Genomic DNA, 18,269 nt, shown 5'->3' with positions numbered 1-18,269 from the left:
GCCGCTGCCGCCTCAGCCTATTACCCGCGCATACACCCCCCGGTCCACATTCCCCCCGGACAGAATGACCCCGACCTTCTTCCCTGCCATGGCCCGGCGTTCCTGGATGAGCGCCGCCAGTGCAGCGGCCCCTGCGCCCTCCGCGAGGTTATGGGTGTCGGTGTAATAGACGCGCATGGCTTCGGCGATTTCTTCCTCGCTGACGGCGACAATGCGCTCCGCCCCGGTTCGATAGATCGCGAAGGCCGCAGGAATGGGTCGGCGCACGGCGAGGCCATCGGCGAAGGTGTCCGCCGACGGGGTCTGCAAAATAGTGCCTTCCTCGAACGACCATTTGGCGGCCGCTGCCTCGGTGGAGACCACACCGACCACCCGGGTCTGCAGGCCCAGCGCGTCACGGGCGGCAATGACGCCGCAAATGCCCGAGCCACAGCCGATCGGCACGTAAACCGTGTGCAGATCGGGCGCGGCCATGAACAACTCCAGCCCATAGGTGGCCACGCCCTTGAGCAACTCGATGTGGAATGGCGGGACCAGGTAGTGCCCATGCAGATCCGCCAGCCGCGCGGCCTCTTCCCGGGCTTCGTCGAAATCCCGGCCGCATTCGATGACGGTGCCGCCAAGTGCACGCATGGCGTTGTTCTTTTCCGGCGAGTTGCCTGCGGGCACCACGATCGACGCGCTCAAGCCCAGCGCGGTGGCGGCCAGCGCCAGGCTCTGACCGTGGTTGCCCCGCGTCGCCGTAACGATGCCTCTGACGGTCGGGTAAGTGCGCTTGAGCCAGTGCATGAACGTAATTCCGCCGCGCACCTTGAACGCTCCGGTGGGCGTGTGGTTTTCGTGCTTGACCCACACCGTGCTGTTCAGCCGCTCGGCCAGTAACGGCCACGGGTATTGGGCGGTGGGCGGCATGACCTCGTACACCTGGCGAGCGGCCTGTTCGATATCGTCCCGTGTCAGTCCGTGCATGGCCTGTCTCCTCGAAAATGTGGCCCAGTCTAGGCAGACGCTCACCCCGCCGGCTTTCAAAAAACTGACCTGACTTTTGCTGAATCACTTGATTACTATGAGGGCCATGAACCCGACAAAACGCCCGCCTCACCTGCTCCCGTCTGAACCGGTTCGCCGTGTCGAGGCAGGGCCGTGGATGATCGAATTGCTGCCTGCCGCCGGTTATGCCACGCGCTATGTGGCGACCCAGGCGGCGATCGGCTTTGCCTTCGAAAGCCAGCGTGGTCTGCACGCCATCGGCAGCGACCGGGTGCAGCCCTTCGACGCAGTGCCCAACGGCCTGGCGTTCGTGCCCGCCGGGTGCGACGTGTTATCGGAGTCGCCCGCGGGCGGTGAATACCTGCGGCTGCTGCGCACCGACGGGCTTGCTCTGAAGGGGGATCACGCTTTCAACAACCGCATTGATGCTCAATCGATCGTCCTGGCCATGAGGATGCGCGCGGCATTGTTGCAGCGCTCGGCGGCGGATGACTGGGAGGGCTGGGCGCTGGCCCTTGCTGAACGGGCCGATAACAAGAGCGCGTTCGACCCGCCGCTGCAAGGCTCGATCAACGGCAGCCGGATGCGCAGCCTCGATGAGTTCATCGACGCCGGCATCGACGGCCCGCTGGGAGTGCAGGCCATGGCGCAGATGCTGGGGTTGTCCGAGGGTTATTTCATTCGAGCGTTCAAGCACACCACGGGCAAGAGCCCGCACAGTTACCTGATCGACAGACGTCTGGCGAAGGCCCGGGCCCTGATGCGCGATTCAAACGCGCGACTGGCAGAGATCGCCCACGCCTGCGGCTTCAGCTCCCAGGCGCATATGGCAACGGCGTTTCGGCTGCGCATGGGCATCAGCCCGGCGAAGCTGCGCAACCAGTCGTCGTTGTGATTCATCACCCGCTGATCTCACCTCACCAACCGTGCCGCTGTAGCACCCCATTTATGACGGGGTGGTGATCGACGACCTCCAGGGCCCCATGAAACTCGGGGCGGGATGCCCGGAGGTGTTCCCGCGCCCCACTCCACTGGCTGACCACGCAGGCGAGGATTTCGACGGCGCCAGGCGCATGAGGATGCCAGGCTACCGAGTTGTAAAACACATCGGCGAGCACGTCCCACTGGCTGTGCAGCTTGCTCCTGGCACCTGCGACCAATCGGTCTAATTTGCCAGGCTCGGCGTCAGGCAGCCACCGCTCCGGATAATCGATCAGGCCGATGGACGCGTAACAATTGGTGGTGAGGTAAGCCAGGGCCCGGAGTTGCTGGGCACGCTCAAGGGTCTCTGAAGACAGCAGGCCGGACAGCGGAAAGGCCAGGCCCAGGTGCGTGAGGATGGCCGCGCTCTCCGTCATCACTCCGCCGCCGGGGATGACCAGCGTCGGCACCTGCATCAACGGGTTCAGGCGCTTCAGCTCGTCCTGCCCTGCACCGGCTTCCCATGAACTTGCGCCCATCAAGCGGTAATCGGCGCCGCACAGCGTGAGCGCGATCTCAATAGCGGCTGAGCCGGATCTGTCGGCCCCGAATAATCTGAACATGCTGTCTCCCGCTCTCATCAGGCTTTATAGCCGTGGCGCCGTTGCCATTCATCCGCAACATCGCCCAGGGTCTTGGCGCTGTCGTTGCGTATCCAGGCCATGAAGTCGCGGTCGAACTTGAAGGCCGGCCCGCACTGCGCGGTCATGAACCGGCGCACGTTCTGGGTATTGCGGTAATCCTGGGTGACAGGGGTGTCTCGGGAAAGGGATTCGCTGTGCCAATCGAAGGCCATGGGGACTTGGTCCAAGTAAGGGGGGGCGCCGCACAGTCTAGTCGGGAAATACGTATGGGTCAGACCGAGCGACAGGCGCCAGGCAAGGCAGTGCGCCGGTCGCGGGATCCATTCCACATTTATTTCAACTATCCCCCCCTCTCACAGTCACACAGTCATTCCCGCCCATTGACTGATGATGTATCCGCATGAGTTTCATTCTTTGCATGACCGTCTTCGGTGTCCTCCTGATGCTGCTGGCACTGACTTCTTCTTACCTGCGCTGGCTGCCGGTCACGACGTCGGCGGTGTGTCTGGCGTTTGGCGCCGCGATCGGGCCCTGGGGCCTGGACATCGCGCAGCTCGACGTTCGCGACGCACGCCACTGGCTTGAACGCCTGACTGAAATCGCCGTGCTGTTTTCCCTGTTCAACACCGGCATCAAGCTGCGCCTGCCCCTGCACCGTGGCGCCTGGCATTCGGCGTATTTGCTGGCCGGACCGGTGATGCTGGCGACCATTGCCGGCGTCAGCCTGACCGCCCATTACCTGTTCGGCCTGTCATGGCCGATCGCGCTGTTGCTCGGCGCCATGCTCTCGCCCACCGACCCGGTGCTGGCGGGGCTGGTCCAGGTCAACAGCGCCCAGGACCTGGACAGGGTGCGCTTCGGCCTGTCCGGTGAGGCCGGGCTCAACGACGGCACCGCGTTCCCCTTCGTGATTTTCGCGCTGATGTTCATCACCCACGGTTTTTCGGATTTCGACTGGACCCAGGGCTGGCTGCTGAAAAACATCATCTGGGGCGTGCCCGTCGGGCTGATGCTGGGTTACGGCCTGGGCCGTGGCGTCGGGCATCTGATGATCTACCTGCGCATCAAGAACGCCGACAGCACCCTGTCGCCGAATGACTTCCTCGCCCTGGCGCTGATTGCGATTGCCTATGTCACCGCCGAAGGCCTGGGCGCCTATGGATTCCTGGCGGTGTTCGCGGCGGGCATTGGCGTGCGTCACGCCGAGTCCAACACCACCCAGTCGGAAGTGCCGTCGGAACACGTGGCCATTCCGGTGGTGGGACACACCCACAGCGATCCGGAGTCGGCGATCATGGGCGACCGTGATTCGCTGTCCGACAGTCAACTCGCCGCCGGCGTGATGATGGGCGACATGATGGTGTTCGGCAGCCTGGTGGAGCGCGCCATGGAGGTGCTGCTGATCACCCTTCTCGGCGCGGCCCTCGCCAGTTACTGGGACTGGCGCGCCGTCGGTCTGGGCCTGGCGTTGTTCTGCGTGATCCGGCCCTTGAGCGTGTGGCTGCTGATCAGTGGCAAATTGCTCACTCGGCCGCAGAAAGCGCTGGTGGGCTGGTTCGGCATTCGCGGCATCGGCACGCTGTATTACCTGTGCTATGCGCTGACCCATGGTCTGCCGACCGAGGCGGTCCACACCACCATCAGCCTGACGCTGTCGGTAGTCGCGTTGAGTATTCTTCTGCACGGGATCAGCATTCAGCCGCTGCTGGAGCGCTACGAGCGCAGCATCACCAAAGACAGCAAAGACTAGCGCAGGGATCGCGACCGCATTGATTTGCAGAGCTGGCCTTGTGACTAAAACCCTCGTGATAGACAGCGTCGATGACCCTATCGGAACAAGCGATTGGACGCTCAAGAGCCCGATCGGTAGCGTGCTCACTAATTGATCAGGCCTTTTGGGCGCCCTCTGCCATGCGTTTTAACGTCGCAGCGGCGCGCCCATCAGAGATCGGCGCCGTGTCGGCTGACACTCCCGCGCACCAAGACTGGATGCTTGAACCCCTCCTTCGTTTTCGCGTCACGGCTCATTCCGTCGTGGCGCGGTTCATTGCTTGCGAGCCTGAAAGCCTATGTCCATCAATACACCGCAGCAGATCGCCGAGATCACCATCGAGGCCGGCGTCAAGAAGACCCATCTGCCGACCCCGGCGATCCTGGTGCTGGGCTTTCTCGCAGGGGCGTTCATCGCCCTGGGCTTTTTGCTGGACATCCATGTCAGCACGATGATCCCGCCGCAGTGGGCCTCATTGGGCAACCTGTTGGGCGCGGCGGTGTTTCCGCTGGGTCTGATTCTGGTGATCCTCGCCGGCGGCGAGCTGCTCACGGGCAACATGATGAGCCTGCCGACGGCGATGTTTGCCGGTCGGGTGCCGCTGTCGGCGGTGGCTCGGAACTGGGCGCTGGTCACCTTCGCCAACCTGCTGGGCGCGTTGTTCGTCGCCTACTTCTTCGGCCATGTGCTGGGCCTGACGGAAGGTGCGTACCTGGCCAAGACCCTGGCCATCGCCAAGGCCAAGGCCAGCGCTGATTTCAGCCAGGCGTTTATTTCCGGCATTGGTTGCAACTGGCTGGTGTGCCTGGCGGTCTGGTTGTCATACGCCAGCAAAGACGTGACCGGGAAGGTCGTTGCCATGTGGTTCCCGATCATGGCCTTCGTCGCCATCGGCTTCCAGCACGTCGTCGCCAATATGTTCGTGATCCCGGCGGCGATCTTTGCCGACGCCCTGAGCTGGACCGATTTCGTTGAAAACTTCGTCGCGGTGTTCCTGGGCAACGCCGTGGGGGGTGCAATTTTCGTCGGGCTCGCGTATTACGTGTCCTATTCGAAAGCCATTCAGGCTTCGGCCACCGGCGTCGCTGCAGCGAGTATCGAGCAGCAGACCGGTCGCCAGATTTAACGCTGCAGCCGCGCGCTTCGTTGCTGCAGGCGCGCACCCTGTTTCTGCCACGCGTCACGTTGTGAGAGTAATCAATGTCAGATCGAGTCCTGATGGACAGCTATTCACGCAAGGTCGATTACGTCCGCATGTCGGTCACGGATCGCTGCGATTTTCGCTGCGTGTATTGCATGGCCGAGGACATGACGTTCCTGCCGCGTCAGCAGATTCTCTCCCTCGAAGAAATCCATCAGTTGGCCGAGCGCTTCGTGGCGCTCGGCACAAAGAAGATTCGCCTGACCGGTGGTGAGCCACTGGTGCGCTCCGGCATCGTCGGGCTGGTTCGCAGCATCGCCGCCCTGCCCGGCCTACGCGAACTGTGCATGACCACCAACGGCTCGCAGCTGGACAAACTCGCCGTGCCGCTGTTCGAAGCTGGCCTCAAGCGCCTCAACATCAGCCTCGACAGCCTGGACCCGGCGCGCTTCAAGGAGTTGACCCGCACCGGTGATCTGAGCAAGGTCATCGCCGGGATCGACGCTGCCAATGCGGCGGGTTTCGAGCGCACCAAGCTCAACTGCGTAGTGATGCAGGGCCGCAACGACCACGAGATTAATGATCTAGTCGCCTTCGCCATCGATCGCGGCGTCGATATCACCTTCATCGAAGAGATGCCGCTGGGCACGATCAGCGAGCACAGCCGCGCCGAGTCGTTCTACTCCAGCGAGCAGGTGCGCGAACGCATCGCCGAGCGCTACACCCTGGTGCACTCGACTGAAACCACGTCCGGGCCTTCGCGCTACTGGCGAGTGGCTGAAGCGCCGCACATCCGCATCGGCTTCATCTCGCCCCACAGCCACAACTTCTGCGCAACCTGTAACCGTGTTCGGGTCACGGTGGAAGGTCGTTTGCTGTTGTGCCTGGGTAACGAGCATTCCGCCGATCTGAAAGCCGTGCTGCGGGCCAATCCGGGGCAGCCGGACAAGCTCGAGAAAGCCATCGTCAACGCCATGCAATTGAAGCCGTGGAAGCACAACTTCGAGCTCAACGATGACGTGCAGGTGGTGCGCTTCATGAACATGACCGGCGGCTGAATACGCCCTTGGGGCTGAGCTGTCAGCGCCTCATGAAACGCCTGGCAGCCCCCAGCCCCGAGACTGCCAGTCCTTGCCGGACAGGCTGATCAGCCCTTGATGAAGTCCAGCAGGATCGCGTTGATCTCTTCCGCCTGAACCGTGCACATGCCGTGGGAACCACCCTTGACCACGTGCAATGTCGAGCCTTCTACCAACTCGTGACTCTTGTAGCCGGACGCGACGATCGGGACGATCTGGTCGTCATCGCCGTGCAGGATCAGGGTTGGCACGTCGATCTTTTTCAGGTCTTCGGTGAAGTCGGTTTCCGAGAATGCCTTGATGCAATCGAATTCGCCTTTGACGCTGCCGAGCATGCCGATGGACCAGAACGCGTCGATGGCGCCCTGGGAGGTTTTCACGCCGTCGCGGTTGAAGCCGAAGAATGGCACGGCCAGATCCTTGAAGAATTGCGAGCGGTCGGCGGTGAAGCCGGCGCGGATGCCATCAAACACGTCGATGGGCAGGCCTTCGGGGTTGGCGTCGGTTTTGAGCATGAGGGGTGGCACGGCGCCGATGAGGACGGCTTTGGCAACGCGGGCGGTGCCGTGGCGGCCGATGTAGCGGGCGACTTCACCGCCGCCGGTGGAGTGGCCGATCATGATGGCGTCTTTGAGGTCGAGGGCGTCGAACAGTTGGGCGAGGTCGTCGGCGTAGGTGTCCATGTCGTTGCCGTCCCAGGTCTGGCCGGAGCGGCCGTGGCCACGGCGGTCGTGGGCGATGACGCGGTAGCCGTGCTGGCCGAGGAAGAGCATTTGTGCATCCCATGCGTCGCCGTCGAGGGGCCAGCCATGGGAGAAGACGATCGGCTGGCCGGTGCCCCAGTCTTTGTAGAAGAATTCGGTGCCGTCTTTCAGGGTCAGGGTGGTCATGGGATGCGGTCCTCGGGATAGGGTGCGGGGGGAAGGTTGAGCGTAGTCGCTCGTGGCGGGGCTGGATTGGAGATATGTGCTTGTTTGCGCTTCGCGAGATCAGGATCAAGATCGAGGGCGTCGGCCTAACGGCCTCGGTTTCGCCTTCGGCGAGTTACTTGGAAAAGCACCCCAAGTAACCAAGGGTGCTTGCTCTTGGTTTGGCCCTTCCTTCGTCAGGGTTCCTTCACTCCGATCTCGCTCCGTGGGCCCGCGCCGAACGGACATCCATGTCCTGACGGCGCTCTCGCCGCATCCATGCGGCTCGGCCCACTCCACGAGACCTGCGTTCAGCCTGCACCCAAGTCGCGATTGGCGGTGACTGAGCCTTTTGTGTATGAAGATCAAGATCAAAAGCAGATCAAGAGCTTCCCGGCTGAAGCCGGTCCCACAGGATTGCTGACCGCGCGGGGTGTGTTAGTGGGACCGTCTTCAGCCGGGAAGAGGCCGGTGTGGACGCCATCAATTTCCTGGCAACCACCATCCATGTGGGAGTGAGCTTGCTCACGAAGACGGCGTTTGTCTGATCGTGCCCACACTCCGCGTGGGCATGCATCCCGGGACGCTCCGCGTCCATCCCAGGCTGAAGCCGGTCCTAATGACCGCAAGCGGTGTTTTAGTGGGACCGGCTTTAGCCGGGAAGAGGCCGGTGTGGACGCCATCAATCTCTTGGCAACCACCATCCCTGTGGGAGTGAGCTTGCTCACGAAGACGGCGTGTCGGACGCTGAAGATTTGATCGTGCTCACGCCCGGCCTAACCAGCGCGCAAGATGCCTCAGCCCTGGCTGCCTCCGCGGCTCAACGCACCCAGACGACCGGAGATCGACTGCATGCCTTTGCCCAGTTCGCGCAGGGTGCCGGCATCCCGGGCGCCTTGTTCGCTGGAGGCGTGGATGCGCACCGCCAGCTCATTGATTTCGTGAGTGACGTGGCTCTGCTCCTGGGCGGCCACGGCGATTTGATGGGCGCGCTGGACGATGTCGTCGAAGCTGAAGACGGTGGTGCCCAGTGTGGCGGCAACATTAACCGCCTGCTGCACCGACTCACGGGTGCGATGGGCGCCGTTCTGCATCGTCGAGACCGCCGCACTGGAGGCCTGACGCAGTTGCGAGATCATCTCCTGGATTTCGTTCGCCGAGGCCTGGGTTCTCCCGGCCAGCGTGCGCACCTCATCAGCCACCACCGCAAAGCCGCGCCCTTGCTCACCTGCACGCGCCGCTTCGATCGCGGCGTTCAGGGCCAGCAGATTGGTCTGTTGGGAGATCGATTTGATCACCTCCAGCACGCTGCCCACGCGTTCGATGTCATCGCCCAATTGGGTGATCGCGCCCGCCGCGCCGGCAATGTCCGTTGCCAGCACTTCGATGGACTGGCTGTTGCTGTTGACCTGATCCTGGCTTTTCTGCGCATCGCCCAGGGAACGGCGTGCGGTGTCGGAGCAGTCGGTGGTGTTCTGGGCGACTTCGTTGGCACTGGCCGACATCTCGGTGATTGCGGTCGCCAGTAAGGTGTTGTCCTGACGCTGGGATTCGGCCCGCTCGGCGACGCCTTGGGACAGCTGCGCCAGCTCGTTGGCCTGGCGTTCCAGAGACACCGACTCCTCGGCGATGCGGTGCAGCATGTCGCGCAGGGAACCGGCATAGCGGTTGACCGACTCACGCAGCGCGCCGATCTCGTCGGCCCGCACGATGGCCAGTTGAGTATCGATCTGACCGCCCTGCCCCAGACTGGATATCTGCGCGGTGGTTTCCTCCAGTTGAGCCAACAGGCGCTTGCCGGCCAGCCAGGCCAGACCCAGCAGCACGCCAAGCAGCGGCAGCAGAAACAACAGAATCTGGCCGGTGAGGCGGTTGGCCAGGCCGACGACGCGGGCTTCCGGGGTCACCAGCCCAATGCGCCAGCCCGTGCCGGCCATGGTCGCGAGGGTGACGTAGGCCGGGCCGTTGAGCCGACCGTCGTGCTCAATCCTCAGGGTCGAGAGGGCCGAAGTGTTGCTCGCGAGCTGATCAGCCACCGGCTTCAACCAGGGTTGTTCCTGGCTCAAACCGGTAATGGTCAGCAGGCCCTTGGTGCCCTTCGCATCGGGGAAATACAGCAAATTCCCTGAAGGATCGACCGCAAATGCGTAGCCGTCCATAACGCCGCCTTTCTCTTTGAGGAAAGCTGCCAGACCATCAAGTTTCAAATCGATGGTCGCGACACCGGCGAACGCGCCCTGCGCCCGATAAGGCACGCTGCAGGTGGTCATTGCCACGCCGCTGACCGGGTCCTGATAAGCATCGGACCAGACGCAACGGCCCGCCGGTGCGGACTTGGCCCCGGTGTACCAGGATTCAGCCTGATAAGGCGGCGTTTTGGCCTGATTGTATTCGTCCGAGAAGCCCAGTCGGTTGCTGGCGTCTCGAGCCCAGAAAAAACTGCGACGTTCGGTGCCTGGGGAAAAGGCATTGGGCTCCGGCCACACGCCGCCACCGGCGATGGCGGAATCCCCCTGGCTGTCGATCAAGCCGGGGAAATTGCTCATGTACAGGGTTTCTTCGTGGGGCAGTGTCTCGGCCAGCAGCGCCATGGCGGCAGCGGTCCCCTCGATGCGGCTCAATGGCAACGCCAGCTGACGGGTAATGGCGCTGGCTGACTGCTCCGCCGACTCGGTGCCGGCTGCCACCAGTTGGGGTTTGCCCCCCAGGGTCATGACCGCGAAAATCGCGACGGCCGTGAGAATCAGCAATGTCAGGATCCCCAAGGTCATTCGTCCAGCAATACGGCGGGGAATCAACGACATGGTCAAGCTCCGAAGGAAATGTAGGGCTACATTTGCAACGGCCGTGACAGGGAAAAGTTGAAGCCGGACCGAGGTCTAACCGACATGGGCGACAGGTGGTTATAGGACGACTGGCCAAACGTTCAGACCTCCATTGCGTCCCGCGCCACCCGAATGTGGTCGGGCAGCTCTGCGGCATGCTCCAGCAACCACGCACCCAGCGCATGCCCGACATGGGTCAACACGGCCTGATCGGGCTTGAGCGCTTCAACGATCTGCAGCGCCAGGTTCAGGTCGTTGTGGTTGCGCGGCGTCTGCGGTTGCGGCGGCATGGAGCAGTCGAGGACCAGCACGTCGAGCGCCTGGCGTTGCAAGAAGGTCTGAGTGTCGTGGGGCAAACCGACGGTGTCGGTGAGATAGGCGATGCGGCGGCCACCGCCTTCCAGCAGGTAACCCAGCGTCGGTTTGGAGTGCAGCAGCGGCAGCGCGGTGACTTGCAGTTCGCCCAGGGCGCGGCTTTCGAACGGCATGAAGGGCTGACTGAAATCGAGAATGCCGGGGTGTTTGTACAGGTCCGACAGCCCTTCCGGGTCCACCGGGCCGTGGACCGGGATGACCAGACCCTGGCCCCAGCGCAGGTGCAACAGGCCCTGGGCATGGTCGGCGTGGTAGTGGGTTTGCAAGATGCCGCTGAGGCTGCGCGGCGGGAAGCGTTCAGTCAGGTCGGGCAAGCCGCTGTCGATCAGCCAGCGTTGCTCCCCCAGTTCCACCAGCGCGCAACACGGGCGGCGGCGCAAGCGTTGGTCGGCGTGGGCGGCGCAACAGGCCACGCATTCGCAGCCGTAAACCGGCACTTGCCGCGCATCCCCCGTGCCCAGCAGGGTCAGGCGCATGCGGGGGTTCGCTCCAGTCGCTGCAACAGTCGGGCGACGGTTTGTTCCAGCGCGCCGGAGTTGTCCAGCACGATCAGCGAGGGGTCATTCACCTGCAAATCGTCAGCAAACTGGGCATTGCGCGCCAGTCGGGTTTCGATGTCTTCGGCCGATTCCCGTGCCCGGCTGAGTAATCGATCCCGCAGCACCGATTGATCCACCGTCAGCAGCACCACCCACAGCGACGGATAGCGCGACCGCGCTTGGCGCAGATGGCCGCGCGAGCCGTTGACCAGCACGTCGTGCCCGTCGGCCAGCCATTGATCGATCTCTTTCGGGATGCCGTAATGTAGGCCGTTGGCGAACCAGTCGAGTGCAAACGCCCCCTCGGCCTGCAGCGCCTCGAAGCGCTCGACGCTAACGGCCTGGGCCGCTTCGCCCTTGGCTTCCGCCGAACGGGTGATGACCCGCCGCACGATGCGGCAGTCCCGGGCGGCCAGTGCCTCGCGTGCCGCGTGCAGCAGGCTGTCCTTGCCCGAACCCGACGGCCCGATGAGATAGATCAACCTGCCTGCCATCAGAACACCCTCTTCGCTTGTCGCCAGACTTGTTGAATGATTGGCAGTGTGCCGATAGCCCGGGCGTGGATCAGGTCGGCGCGCAGGCCGACGCGAATCTCGCCGCGATCGTGCAAGCCCGCCGAACGGGCCGGTGCCAGGCTCACCGTGGTCACGGCACGCGCCAGTCCGGCGCCTGTCGAGTCATCCGCTGCATCCAACTGGGCGCCCAGGGTGAATGCCGCCTGCAACAGGCTGGCCGGATAGTAATCGCTGGAGAGAATATCCAGTAGCCCTTCTTCGGCCAGTGTCGCCGCCGCGATGTTGCCCGAGTGCGAGCCGCCGCGAACGATGTTCGGCGCGCCCATCAACACGCTCATGCCCAGACGCCGGCAGCCCTGCGCGGCTTCGAGGGTGGTCGGGAACTCGGCGATGGTCATGCCGTAGGCCGCCGACTCCTCGACGTGGGCCAGTGTCGCGTCGTCATGACTGGCCACCGAAAGCCCGCGTGCCAGGCAGATGTCGACGATGGCCCGGCGATAACGGTCGCTGTAGGTCTTGGAGTTGGCGACCTGCTCAACGATGAATTCGTCCATCTGCTCAATGCTCAGGTGGTATTTGCCCATGTAGTACTCACGGTACTTGGATTCGAGGGCGAACTGGCGCTGGCCCGGCGAATGGTCCATCACCGACACCAGCTGCACCAGCGGCTGCTCGACCAGGTCGCGGAACACGCTGAGGGTGTCCGGGTGGCAAACCTCGCAGCGCAGGTGCAGGCGGTGCTCGGCGCGGGTCATGTCGGCGGCGTTGGCCTTGGCGATCGCGTCGACCATGCCCGGCAGTTGCTGCATGCGCTTGCCCTTGGGATTGACGTCGCCGATGGACAGCGCGTCGAACACCGTGGTGATGCCCGCCGCGATGATTTGCGCGTCGTGGCTCATCACCGCCGAGGCCGACGGCCAGTCCACACCGGGGCGCGGGCTCAGGTGTTTTTCCAGGTTGTCGGTGTGCAGCTCGACCAGCCCCGGCAGCAGGTAATCGCCGTTGAGGTTTTGCGCCTGGGACAGCTGGCTGATGCTGTCGTCGACTTCGCTGATCACACCGTCGCGCAGCACCACGGTGCCGGTGAAGACCTGCTCGGCGGTGACGATCTTGGCGTGGGTCAGGATCTGTTCGTTCAGCATTGTTCGGTCTCCTTCGGGCTTGATGCCATGGATGCCAGTGAGGCCTGCGGATCAAGGTCGGGCGGGGTCATGTCCAGATGACGGTCGGACACCGCTTCCCGGGCCAGTCGGTCGTGGAAGATGCCGATCACCGCAGCGCCGGCGCTCTTCGCCTCATTGATCAATTCGAGGACCACCTGGCGATTGCCGTCGTCCAGCGATGCGGTCGGCTCGTCCAGCAGCATCACCGGCCACGGCACCATGAAGCCGCGGGCGATGTTGACGCGCTGCTGTTCGCCACCGGAAAACGTCCCCGGTGCCAGTTGCCACAGCCGCTGCGGGATGTTCAGCCGAGCGAGCAGATGCTCGGCGCGGGCCTGAGCGTCCTCGCGTTTCCAGCCGCGGGCCAGGGCCGGTTCCATGACCACATCGACGGTGGCGACTCGAGGAATCACCCGCAGAAACTGGCTGACGTAGCCGAGGGTTTGCTGGCGCACTTGCAGCACCTCCCGAGGCGCAGCGCCGACCAGTTCCAGCCACTCGCCCTGATGCTGCACGCGAATGCTGCCGCCGGCCGGCAAGTAGTTGCCATACAAGGTGCGCAGCAGCGTGCTTTTGCCCGCGCCGGAATGGCCGTGGAGCACCAGGCATTCGCCGCCGCTGACGGAGAAATTCAGGTCGCGCAGCACGTTGAGCACGACGCCGTTCTGCTGGTGCAGGGTGAAGGTTTTCGAGAGGTCACGGACCTCGATCAGCGTGTTCATTGAAGGCATCCCGAAAGGCGGATCATGGCTGCAGCACCGAAGACACCAGCAGCTGCGAATACGGATGTTGCGGGTCGTCGAGGATCTGATCAGTGAGCCCGGTTTCCACCACGCGGGAACGGCGCATGACCATCAGCCGATCGGCGAGCAGGCGGGCCACGGCCAGGTCGTGGGTGACGATCACCACCGCCAGGTCCAGCTCGCGCACCAGGCCGCGCATCAGGTCGAGCAAGCGCGCCTGCACCGACACGTCGAGGCCGCCGGTGGGCTCGTCCATGAACACCAGCCGTGGGCCGGACACCAGATTTCGGGCGATTTGCAGGCGCTGCTGCATGCCGCCGGAAAAGGTCCGCGGCAGGTCGTCGATGCGCGCCGGGTCGATCTCCACCTGATTGAGCCAGTCCAGCCCTGCCGCCCGCAGCGCCTGATAATTGCGCACGCCCTGGGCCATCAGCCGCTCGCCGATGTTGGCCCCTGCCGACACCGCCATGCGCAGGCCGTCCCGAGGGTTCTGCTCGACGAAGCCCCATTCGGTGCGCAGCAAGGTGCGCCGCTCGGCCTCGCTGGCGCTGTACAGATCCACCCACTGGCCGGCGCTTTTGTGGGTGTCGGCGAGGCGGTAATCGATGACGCCGCTGTCGGGCGGGCAACGGCCGCTGAGCAGTGAAAGCAGCGTCGACTTGCCGGAGCCGGACTCGCCGACGATGCCCAGCACCTCTCCGGGATAGAGCTCGAAGCTGACGTCCTGGCAGCCTTTCTCCGGGCCGTACAACTTGGTCAGGCCACGCACTTTCAGCAGCGGCTGGGTGCGATCGCTGACGGCATCGCGGTCGATCTGTTGAGCAGCATTCATTGCGCGGCCCTCCCCTGACTGACCCGTTGCGCGCAGTAGTCGGTGTCCGAGCAGACAAAGCTCTGGGTGCCCTGGTCGTCGAGGATCAGCTCGTCGAGGAACGAATCCTGGCTGCCGCAGATGGCGCAGTTGTGGTCCCACTTCTGCACTTCGAAGGGATGATCTTCGAAGTCCAGGCTGGTGACGCGGGTGAACGGCGGCACCGCGTAAAGACGCTTCTCGCGACCGGCGCCGAACAGCATCAATGCCGGGCTCATGTCCAGCTTGGGGTTGTCGAATTTGGGGATCGGCGACGGGTCCATGACGTAGCGTTCGTCGACGGTCACCGGGTAGGCGTAGGCCGTGGCGATGTGGCCGAAGGTGGCGATGTCTTCGTAGAGCTTGACGTGCATGACGCCGTAATCATTCAGCGCGTGCATGGTGCGGGTCTCGGTTTCCGACGGTTCGATGAAGCGCAGCGGCTCGGGAATCGGCACCTGATAGACCATGATCTGATCGGCGTGCAGCGGCGTTTCCGGGATGCGGTGACGGGTCTGGATGATCGTCGCCTCGGGGGTGCGCTCGGTGGTGGCGACGCCGGCGGTGCGGGCGAAGAAGCGGCGAATCGACACCGCGTTGGTGGTGTCGTCGGCGCCCTGATCGATGACTTTGAGCACGTCCTCGGCGCCGAGGATCGCAGCGGTCAGTTGCATGCCGCCGGTGCCCCAGCCATAGGGCAGCGGCATTTCACGGCCACCGAAGGGCACTTGATAACCGGGAATGGCCACGGCCTTGAGCAGGCCGCGACGGATCATGCGTTTGGTCTGTTCATCCAGATAGGCGAAGTTGTACGCCTCATCTCTCGGCGTCGATGGTAAAGGCTGTGGGCGTGGCGGCGTGGCGGCATTCATTGGGCCTGCTCCCTGGAGGGCGTGCGCAGTTTGCGGATCAGCTCCAGTTCGGCCTGGAAGTCCACGTAGTGCGGCAATTTCAAGTGCGAGACGAAACCGGCGGCTTCGACGTTGTCGCAGTGGGCCAGGACGAATTCTTCCTGCTGGGCCGGCGAGACGATCTCCTCGCTGTACTCACCGGCGCGCAGCGAGCGGTCCACCAGCGCCATGCCCATGGCTTTGCGTTCGGCGTGCCCGAAGGCCAGGCCGTAGCCGCGGGTGAACTGCGGCAGCTCGGTGGCGGAACCGACGAACTGGTTAACCATCTCGCACTCGGTCACTTCGATGGCGCCGATGGAGATCGGGAAACCCAGCTCTTCCGGCTCGATCCACACCTCCACTTCTCCCACCCGAATCTCCCCGGCAAACGGGTGGTTGCGGCCGTAACCGCGCTGGGTCGAATAACCCAGCGCCAGCAGAAAGCCTTCATCGCCCCGGGCCAGCGCCTGCAGACGTTCGGCGCGGCTGGCCGGGTACTCCAGCGGCTCGCGGGTGATGTCGGCGACCGGCGCGCCGGTGTCCTGTTCTTCCTTGATCAGGCCTTCTTTTGCGAGCAGCCCCAGCACCCGCGGACAGTCTTGAACAGCGGCGTCCGCCAGGGCTTCAGGGCCGGGAAATTCGCCTTCTGCCAGCAAGGTGAAATCCAGCAAACGGTGGGTGTAGTCGAAGGTCGGGCCCAGCAGTTGCCCACCGGGGACGTCCTTGAACGTGGCGGACAGACGACGGTTGAGCTGCATGGCTGAGGTGTCGATGGGCAGGCTGGCGCTGAAGCGGGTCAGCGTCGTGCGGTAGGCGCGCAGCAGGAAAATCGCTTCAACCAGATCGCCTGCCGATTGCTTGATCGCCAGCGCCGCCAGTTCGGCATCGTACAGCGAGCCTTCGGTCATCACTCGGGCGACGGCGAGCGGCAATTGCTGGCGGATCTGCTCCACGCCCAGCTCGGCGACGGAGGTGTCCCCCCGGCGCTGTTTCGCCAGCAGTTTGTGGGCATTGTCGATGGCCTGTTCGCCACCCTTGACGGCGACGTACATCAGGCGGCTCCTCTTGAGGTTTGGGACTTGAACAGCACCTGAGTGCTGCGCGGCAAACCGAGCAGTTCGTTGCCGGCGACGAAGAACACGTCGATGCCACGGGGGAAGTCGTTGCGCGCTTCGCGCTCCTGCCAGAACGCTTCCTGCAACGGCAGGCTGACGTGGTTTTTGCTTTCGATGCCCGGCCCGCGCCAGGCCAGTTGCGTGCCGCCCTGCAGACTCGGCAGCTGGACCAGCAGCGTGCAGGACTGATCGGGATAACGGTCGTTGCCCAGGTCGAAACCGCTGAGATCGTGCAACTGGCTGTCGTCGAGCAGCGCGAAGCGGGCGTTCTGCCGGTCGCTGACGATCGGGCAGCCACAATGGAAGGTCAGGTTGGCGCGAATGGCCTGGGTGTCGAACGCCGGCGCGAGCCACAGCGGCGTGTCGATGTCCAGCAAGGCCAGGCACAGGGCGTGGCTGGCCGCAGCAAGGCCTTCGAGGTGCGGCGGGGTTTGCGTGGCGAGCAGGCTTTGCGCGACACCGGGACCGGCCAGCGCCTTGAGGGCGGCGCGAAAACTGCGCTGGGCATCCAGCACCGGATCGGCAAATGCCGGCTGCAACAGCGAAGCGGGCAAGGATTGAGTGGCGAGAGAGGTGCTCATCAGTTTTCTCCTCTGACCAAGGTGAAGAAGTCCACTTTGGTCGCGGCGGTTTCGGCTTGTTGTTGGGCCCGGCGCAGGTCCTGCGCGCGGGCCAGGGGGGCGATCAGGTCAGTCATCCAGTGCGCCTGTTGGGCGCCCTGCAAATGCGCGTCGGCCAGGGCGGCGAGTTCGGCGTGGGCCTTGTCGCGCCCGGCCAGGTAGCTGAAGCCGGTGCGGCCGTCTGCCAGGCGCACCACGCAGCGGGTCACGGTCATCTCGCCGACGTTGAACGGCGCACCGCTGCCGCCCATGCGGCCCCGCACCAGGGTCATGCCGATTTCCGGCGCACGGATCAGTTGGTAGTCGGCGTCACGCAACGCGGCTTCATGGATCAGCAGTTCGGCGCGGCGGCTGCGCGAGAGCACGCCGATCCAGTGCTGGCGGGCAGCGTGGCCGGGTGTTTGGGCGTCGGGCGCGCTGGAAGAAACGGGTGTGGCAGTCATCGAGGGCATCTCCGTCAGGTGACGATCTGATACTGGAAGCGGTCGGAGCGGCTGGTGGAATGGGCTATCTCCACCGGGTTCCCGTGCGCATCGTGGGAAAGGGTGAGCACCGTCAGTGCCGGCAAGTGGCGCGGCATCAGCAGCACGCTGGCTTCCTCGCGACTGGGCAGGCGCGCGCCGATCAGGCTGAAGGTGCGGGTCAATGGCAACTGACGTTCGGTGAGAAACTGGCGCACCGAACCGCTGACGTAGTCGGCGATCAACGACGCGCGGGTGGCGCAGTAGCGGTGGCGAATCAGGCAGACCGGCTGGCCGTCGAGGCGGCGCAGGGTTTGCAGTTCGATCAGCGGCGCGTGGGGTTCGAGGCCCAGATGCCCGGCCTCTTCCGCTGTCGCCGTGCAGTGACGGCGTTGCAGCAGCACCGCTTCGACGCCATGGCCCAGCGCCGCGAGTGATTCGCTGTAGGCGCTGCCGGCCGCGACCGGGTACACCAGCGGACGGCCCAGCACCTGGGTGCCTTTGCCCTGGCGGCGCAGCAGGCTGCCTTCGCGCACCAACTCGTCGATGGCCCGGCGCACGGTGTGCCGGTTGACCTCAAAGCGCGCCGCCAGCTGGATTTCGGCGGGCAGGTATTCGCCGGCGATGTAGCGGTCGAGTTCACGGCGCAGGGTTTGCGCCAGTTCGAGGTACATGGGTTCTCGGTGTAGAGCTTCGGATTGTCTAGACAACTGCATGGC

The 18,269-nt window shown here is 64.2% G+C and carries 18 protein-coding genes and 2 pseudogenes; 4 read left to right on the top strand and 16 right to left on the bottom strand.

Annotated features, from left to right (window positions below; translation table 11 throughout):
* Nucleotides 1-12: 12 nt before the first annotated feature.
* The gene (locus IFT47_RS20120; RefSeq protein WP_192174655.1) at nt 13-969 is read right to left on the bottom strand and encodes a threonine dehydratase; all 957 of its coding nucleotides are present in this window, start codon (nt 967-969) and stop codon (nt 13-15) included.
* A 97-nt stretch (nt 970-1,066) separates the two neighbouring features.
* Between IFT47_RS20120 and IFT47_RS20115 the strand changes: the two genes are divergently transcribed.
* The gene (locus IFT47_RS20115) at nt 1,067-1,885 is read left to right on the top strand and encodes a helix-turn-helix transcriptional regulator (protein WP_192174654.1); all 819 of its coding nucleotides are present in this window, start codon (nt 1,067-1,069) and stop codon (nt 1,883-1,885) included.
* A 22-nt stretch (nt 1,886-1,907) separates the two neighbouring features.
* On the opposite strand, the gene IFT47_RS20110 is transcribed toward IFT47_RS20115, so the two are convergent.
* Both IFT47_RS20110 and IFT47_RS20105 read right to left on the bottom strand, forming a co-directional pair.
* Nucleotides 1,908-2,534, bottom strand: a complete 627-nt coding sequence (locus tag IFT47_RS20110; protein WP_192174653.1) for a glutathione S-transferase family protein — start codon at nt 2,532-2,534, stop codon at nt 1,908-1,910.
* A gap of 17 nt (nt 2,535-2,551) precedes the next feature.
* Nucleotides 2,552-2,767: a DUF6434 domain-containing protein gene (locus tag IFT47_RS20105; protein WP_192174652.1), complete on the bottom strand. Its 216-nt coding sequence runs from the start codon at nt 2,765-2,767 to the stop codon at nt 2,552-2,554.
* A gap of 188 nt (nt 2,768-2,955) precedes the next feature.
* On the opposite strand from IFT47_RS20105, the gene IFT47_RS20100 reads away from it, so the two are divergent.
* From IFT47_RS20100 to moaA, 3 genes are all read left to right on the top strand, one after another.
* Nucleotides 2,956-4,305 (top strand): cation:proton antiporter, encoded by a 1,350-nt coding sequence (locus tag IFT47_RS20100; RefSeq protein ID WP_192174651.1) that lies wholly within the window; start codon nt 2,956-2,958, stop codon nt 4,303-4,305.
* 319 nt (nt 4,306-4,624) lie between these two features.
* On the top strand, nt 4,625-5,452 hold the full coding sequence (locus IFT47_RS20095) for a formate/nitrite transporter family protein (RefSeq protein ID WP_192174650.1): 828 nt from the start codon (nt 4,625-4,627) through the stop codon (nt 5,450-5,452).
* Between the two features lie 74 nt (nt 5,453-5,526).
* Nucleotides 5,527-6,525 (top strand): GTP 3',8-cyclase MoaA, encoded by a 999-nt coding sequence (gene moaA / locus IFT47_RS20090; RefSeq protein ID WP_192174649.1) that lies wholly within the window; start codon nt 5,527-5,529, stop codon nt 6,523-6,525.
* Between the two features lie 89 nt (nt 6,526-6,614).
* Here moaA and IFT47_RS20085 read toward each other — a convergent pair whose 3' ends face one another.
* From IFT47_RS20085 to phnF, 13 genes and pseudogenes are all read right to left on the bottom strand, one after another.
* Nucleotides 6,615-7,436 carry an alpha/beta fold hydrolase gene (locus IFT47_RS20085; RefSeq protein ID WP_192174648.1) on the bottom strand — a complete coding sequence of 274 codons (822 nt, stop codon included), beginning with the start codon at nt 7,434-7,436 and terminating at the stop codon, nt 6,615-6,617.
* An 815-nt stretch (nt 7,437-8,251) separates the two neighbouring features.
* Nucleotides 8,252-8,851, bottom strand: a pseudogene (locus IFT47_RS28250) (methyl-accepting chemotaxis protein); the annotation flags it as partial.
* A 525-nt stretch (nt 8,852-9,376) separates the two neighbouring features.
* Nucleotides 9,377-10,000: pseudogene (locus IFT47_RS28245) on the bottom strand (PDC sensor domain-containing protein); the annotation flags it as partial.
* A 380-nt stretch (nt 10,001-10,380) separates the two neighbouring features.
* On the bottom strand, nt 10,381-11,130 hold the full coding sequence (gene phnP / locus IFT47_RS20075; RefSeq protein WP_192174646.1) for a phosphonate metabolism protein PhnP: 750 nt from the start codon (nt 11,128-11,130) through the stop codon (nt 10,381-10,383).
* Nucleotides 11,121-11,687: a phosphonate metabolism protein/1,5-bisphosphokinase (PRPP-forming) PhnN gene (phnN, locus tag IFT47_RS20070; RefSeq protein WP_192174645.1), complete on the bottom strand. Its 567-nt coding sequence runs from the start codon at nt 11,685-11,687 to the stop codon at nt 11,121-11,123. Before phnN ends, phnP begins: the two co-directional genes overlap by 10 nt.
* Nucleotides 11,687-12,850, bottom strand: a complete 1,164-nt coding sequence (locus IFT47_RS20065; protein ID WP_192174644.1) for an alpha-D-ribose 1-methylphosphonate 5-triphosphate diphosphatase — start codon at nt 12,848-12,850, stop codon at nt 11,687-11,689. The genes phnN and IFT47_RS20065 overlap by 1 nt, the downstream gene beginning before the upstream one ends.
* A complete protein-coding gene (phnL, locus tag IFT47_RS20060) occupies nt 12,844-13,593 on the bottom strand; it encodes a phosphonate C-P lyase system protein PhnL (protein ID WP_192174643.1) in 750 nt (249 codons plus the stop codon). The genes IFT47_RS20065 and phnL overlap by 7 nt, the downstream gene beginning before the upstream one ends.
* 22 nt (nt 13,594-13,615) lie before the next feature.
* Nucleotides 13,616-14,446 carry a phosphonate C-P lyase system protein PhnK gene (gene phnK / locus IFT47_RS20055; RefSeq protein ID WP_192174642.1) on the bottom strand — a complete coding sequence of 277 codons (831 nt, stop codon included), beginning with the start codon at nt 14,444-14,446 and terminating at the stop codon, nt 13,616-13,618.
* Nucleotides 14,443-15,336 carry an alpha-D-ribose 1-methylphosphonate 5-phosphate C-P-lyase PhnJ gene (locus IFT47_RS20050; RefSeq protein WP_192174641.1) on the bottom strand — a complete coding sequence of 298 codons (894 nt, stop codon included), beginning with the start codon at nt 15,334-15,336 and terminating at the stop codon, nt 14,443-14,445. The genes phnK and IFT47_RS20050 overlap by 4 nt, the downstream gene beginning before the upstream one ends.
* Nucleotides 15,333-16,406 (bottom strand): carbon-phosphorus lyase complex subunit PhnI, encoded by a 1,074-nt coding sequence (locus IFT47_RS20045; protein ID WP_192174640.1) that lies wholly within the window; start codon nt 16,404-16,406, stop codon nt 15,333-15,335. Before IFT47_RS20045 ends, IFT47_RS20050 begins: the two co-directional genes overlap by 4 nt.
* Nucleotides 16,406-17,023 (bottom strand): phosphonate C-P lyase system protein PhnH, encoded by a 618-nt coding sequence (gene phnH / locus IFT47_RS20040; protein ID WP_192174726.1) that lies wholly within the window; start codon nt 17,021-17,023, stop codon nt 16,406-16,408. The genes IFT47_RS20045 and phnH overlap by 1 nt, the downstream gene beginning before the upstream one ends.
* Before the next feature lie 26 nt (nt 17,024-17,049).
* Entirely contained in the window at nt 17,050-17,532 is a 483-nt protein-coding gene (gene phnG, locus IFT47_RS20035) for a phosphonate C-P lyase system protein PhnG (RefSeq protein WP_192174639.1), read from the bottom strand.
* A gap of 14 nt (nt 17,533-17,546) precedes the next feature.
* Nucleotides 17,547-18,266 carry a phosphonate metabolism transcriptional regulator PhnF gene (gene phnF, locus IFT47_RS20030; protein ID WP_192174638.1) on the bottom strand — a complete coding sequence of 240 codons (720 nt, stop codon included), beginning with the start codon at nt 18,264-18,266 and terminating at the stop codon, nt 17,547-17,549.
* Between the last annotated feature and the right edge of the window lie 3 nt (nt 18,267-18,269).

The sequence above is a fragment of the Pseudomonas sp. CFBP 13711 genome, assembly GCF_014842265.1.
Lineage (GTDB): Bacteria > Pseudomonadota > Gammaproteobacteria > Pseudomonadales > Pseudomonadaceae > Aquipseudomonas.
The sequence above is the reverse complement of the archived record's forward strand: the minus strand, read 5'-3'. Positions and strand labels throughout refer to the sequence as shown.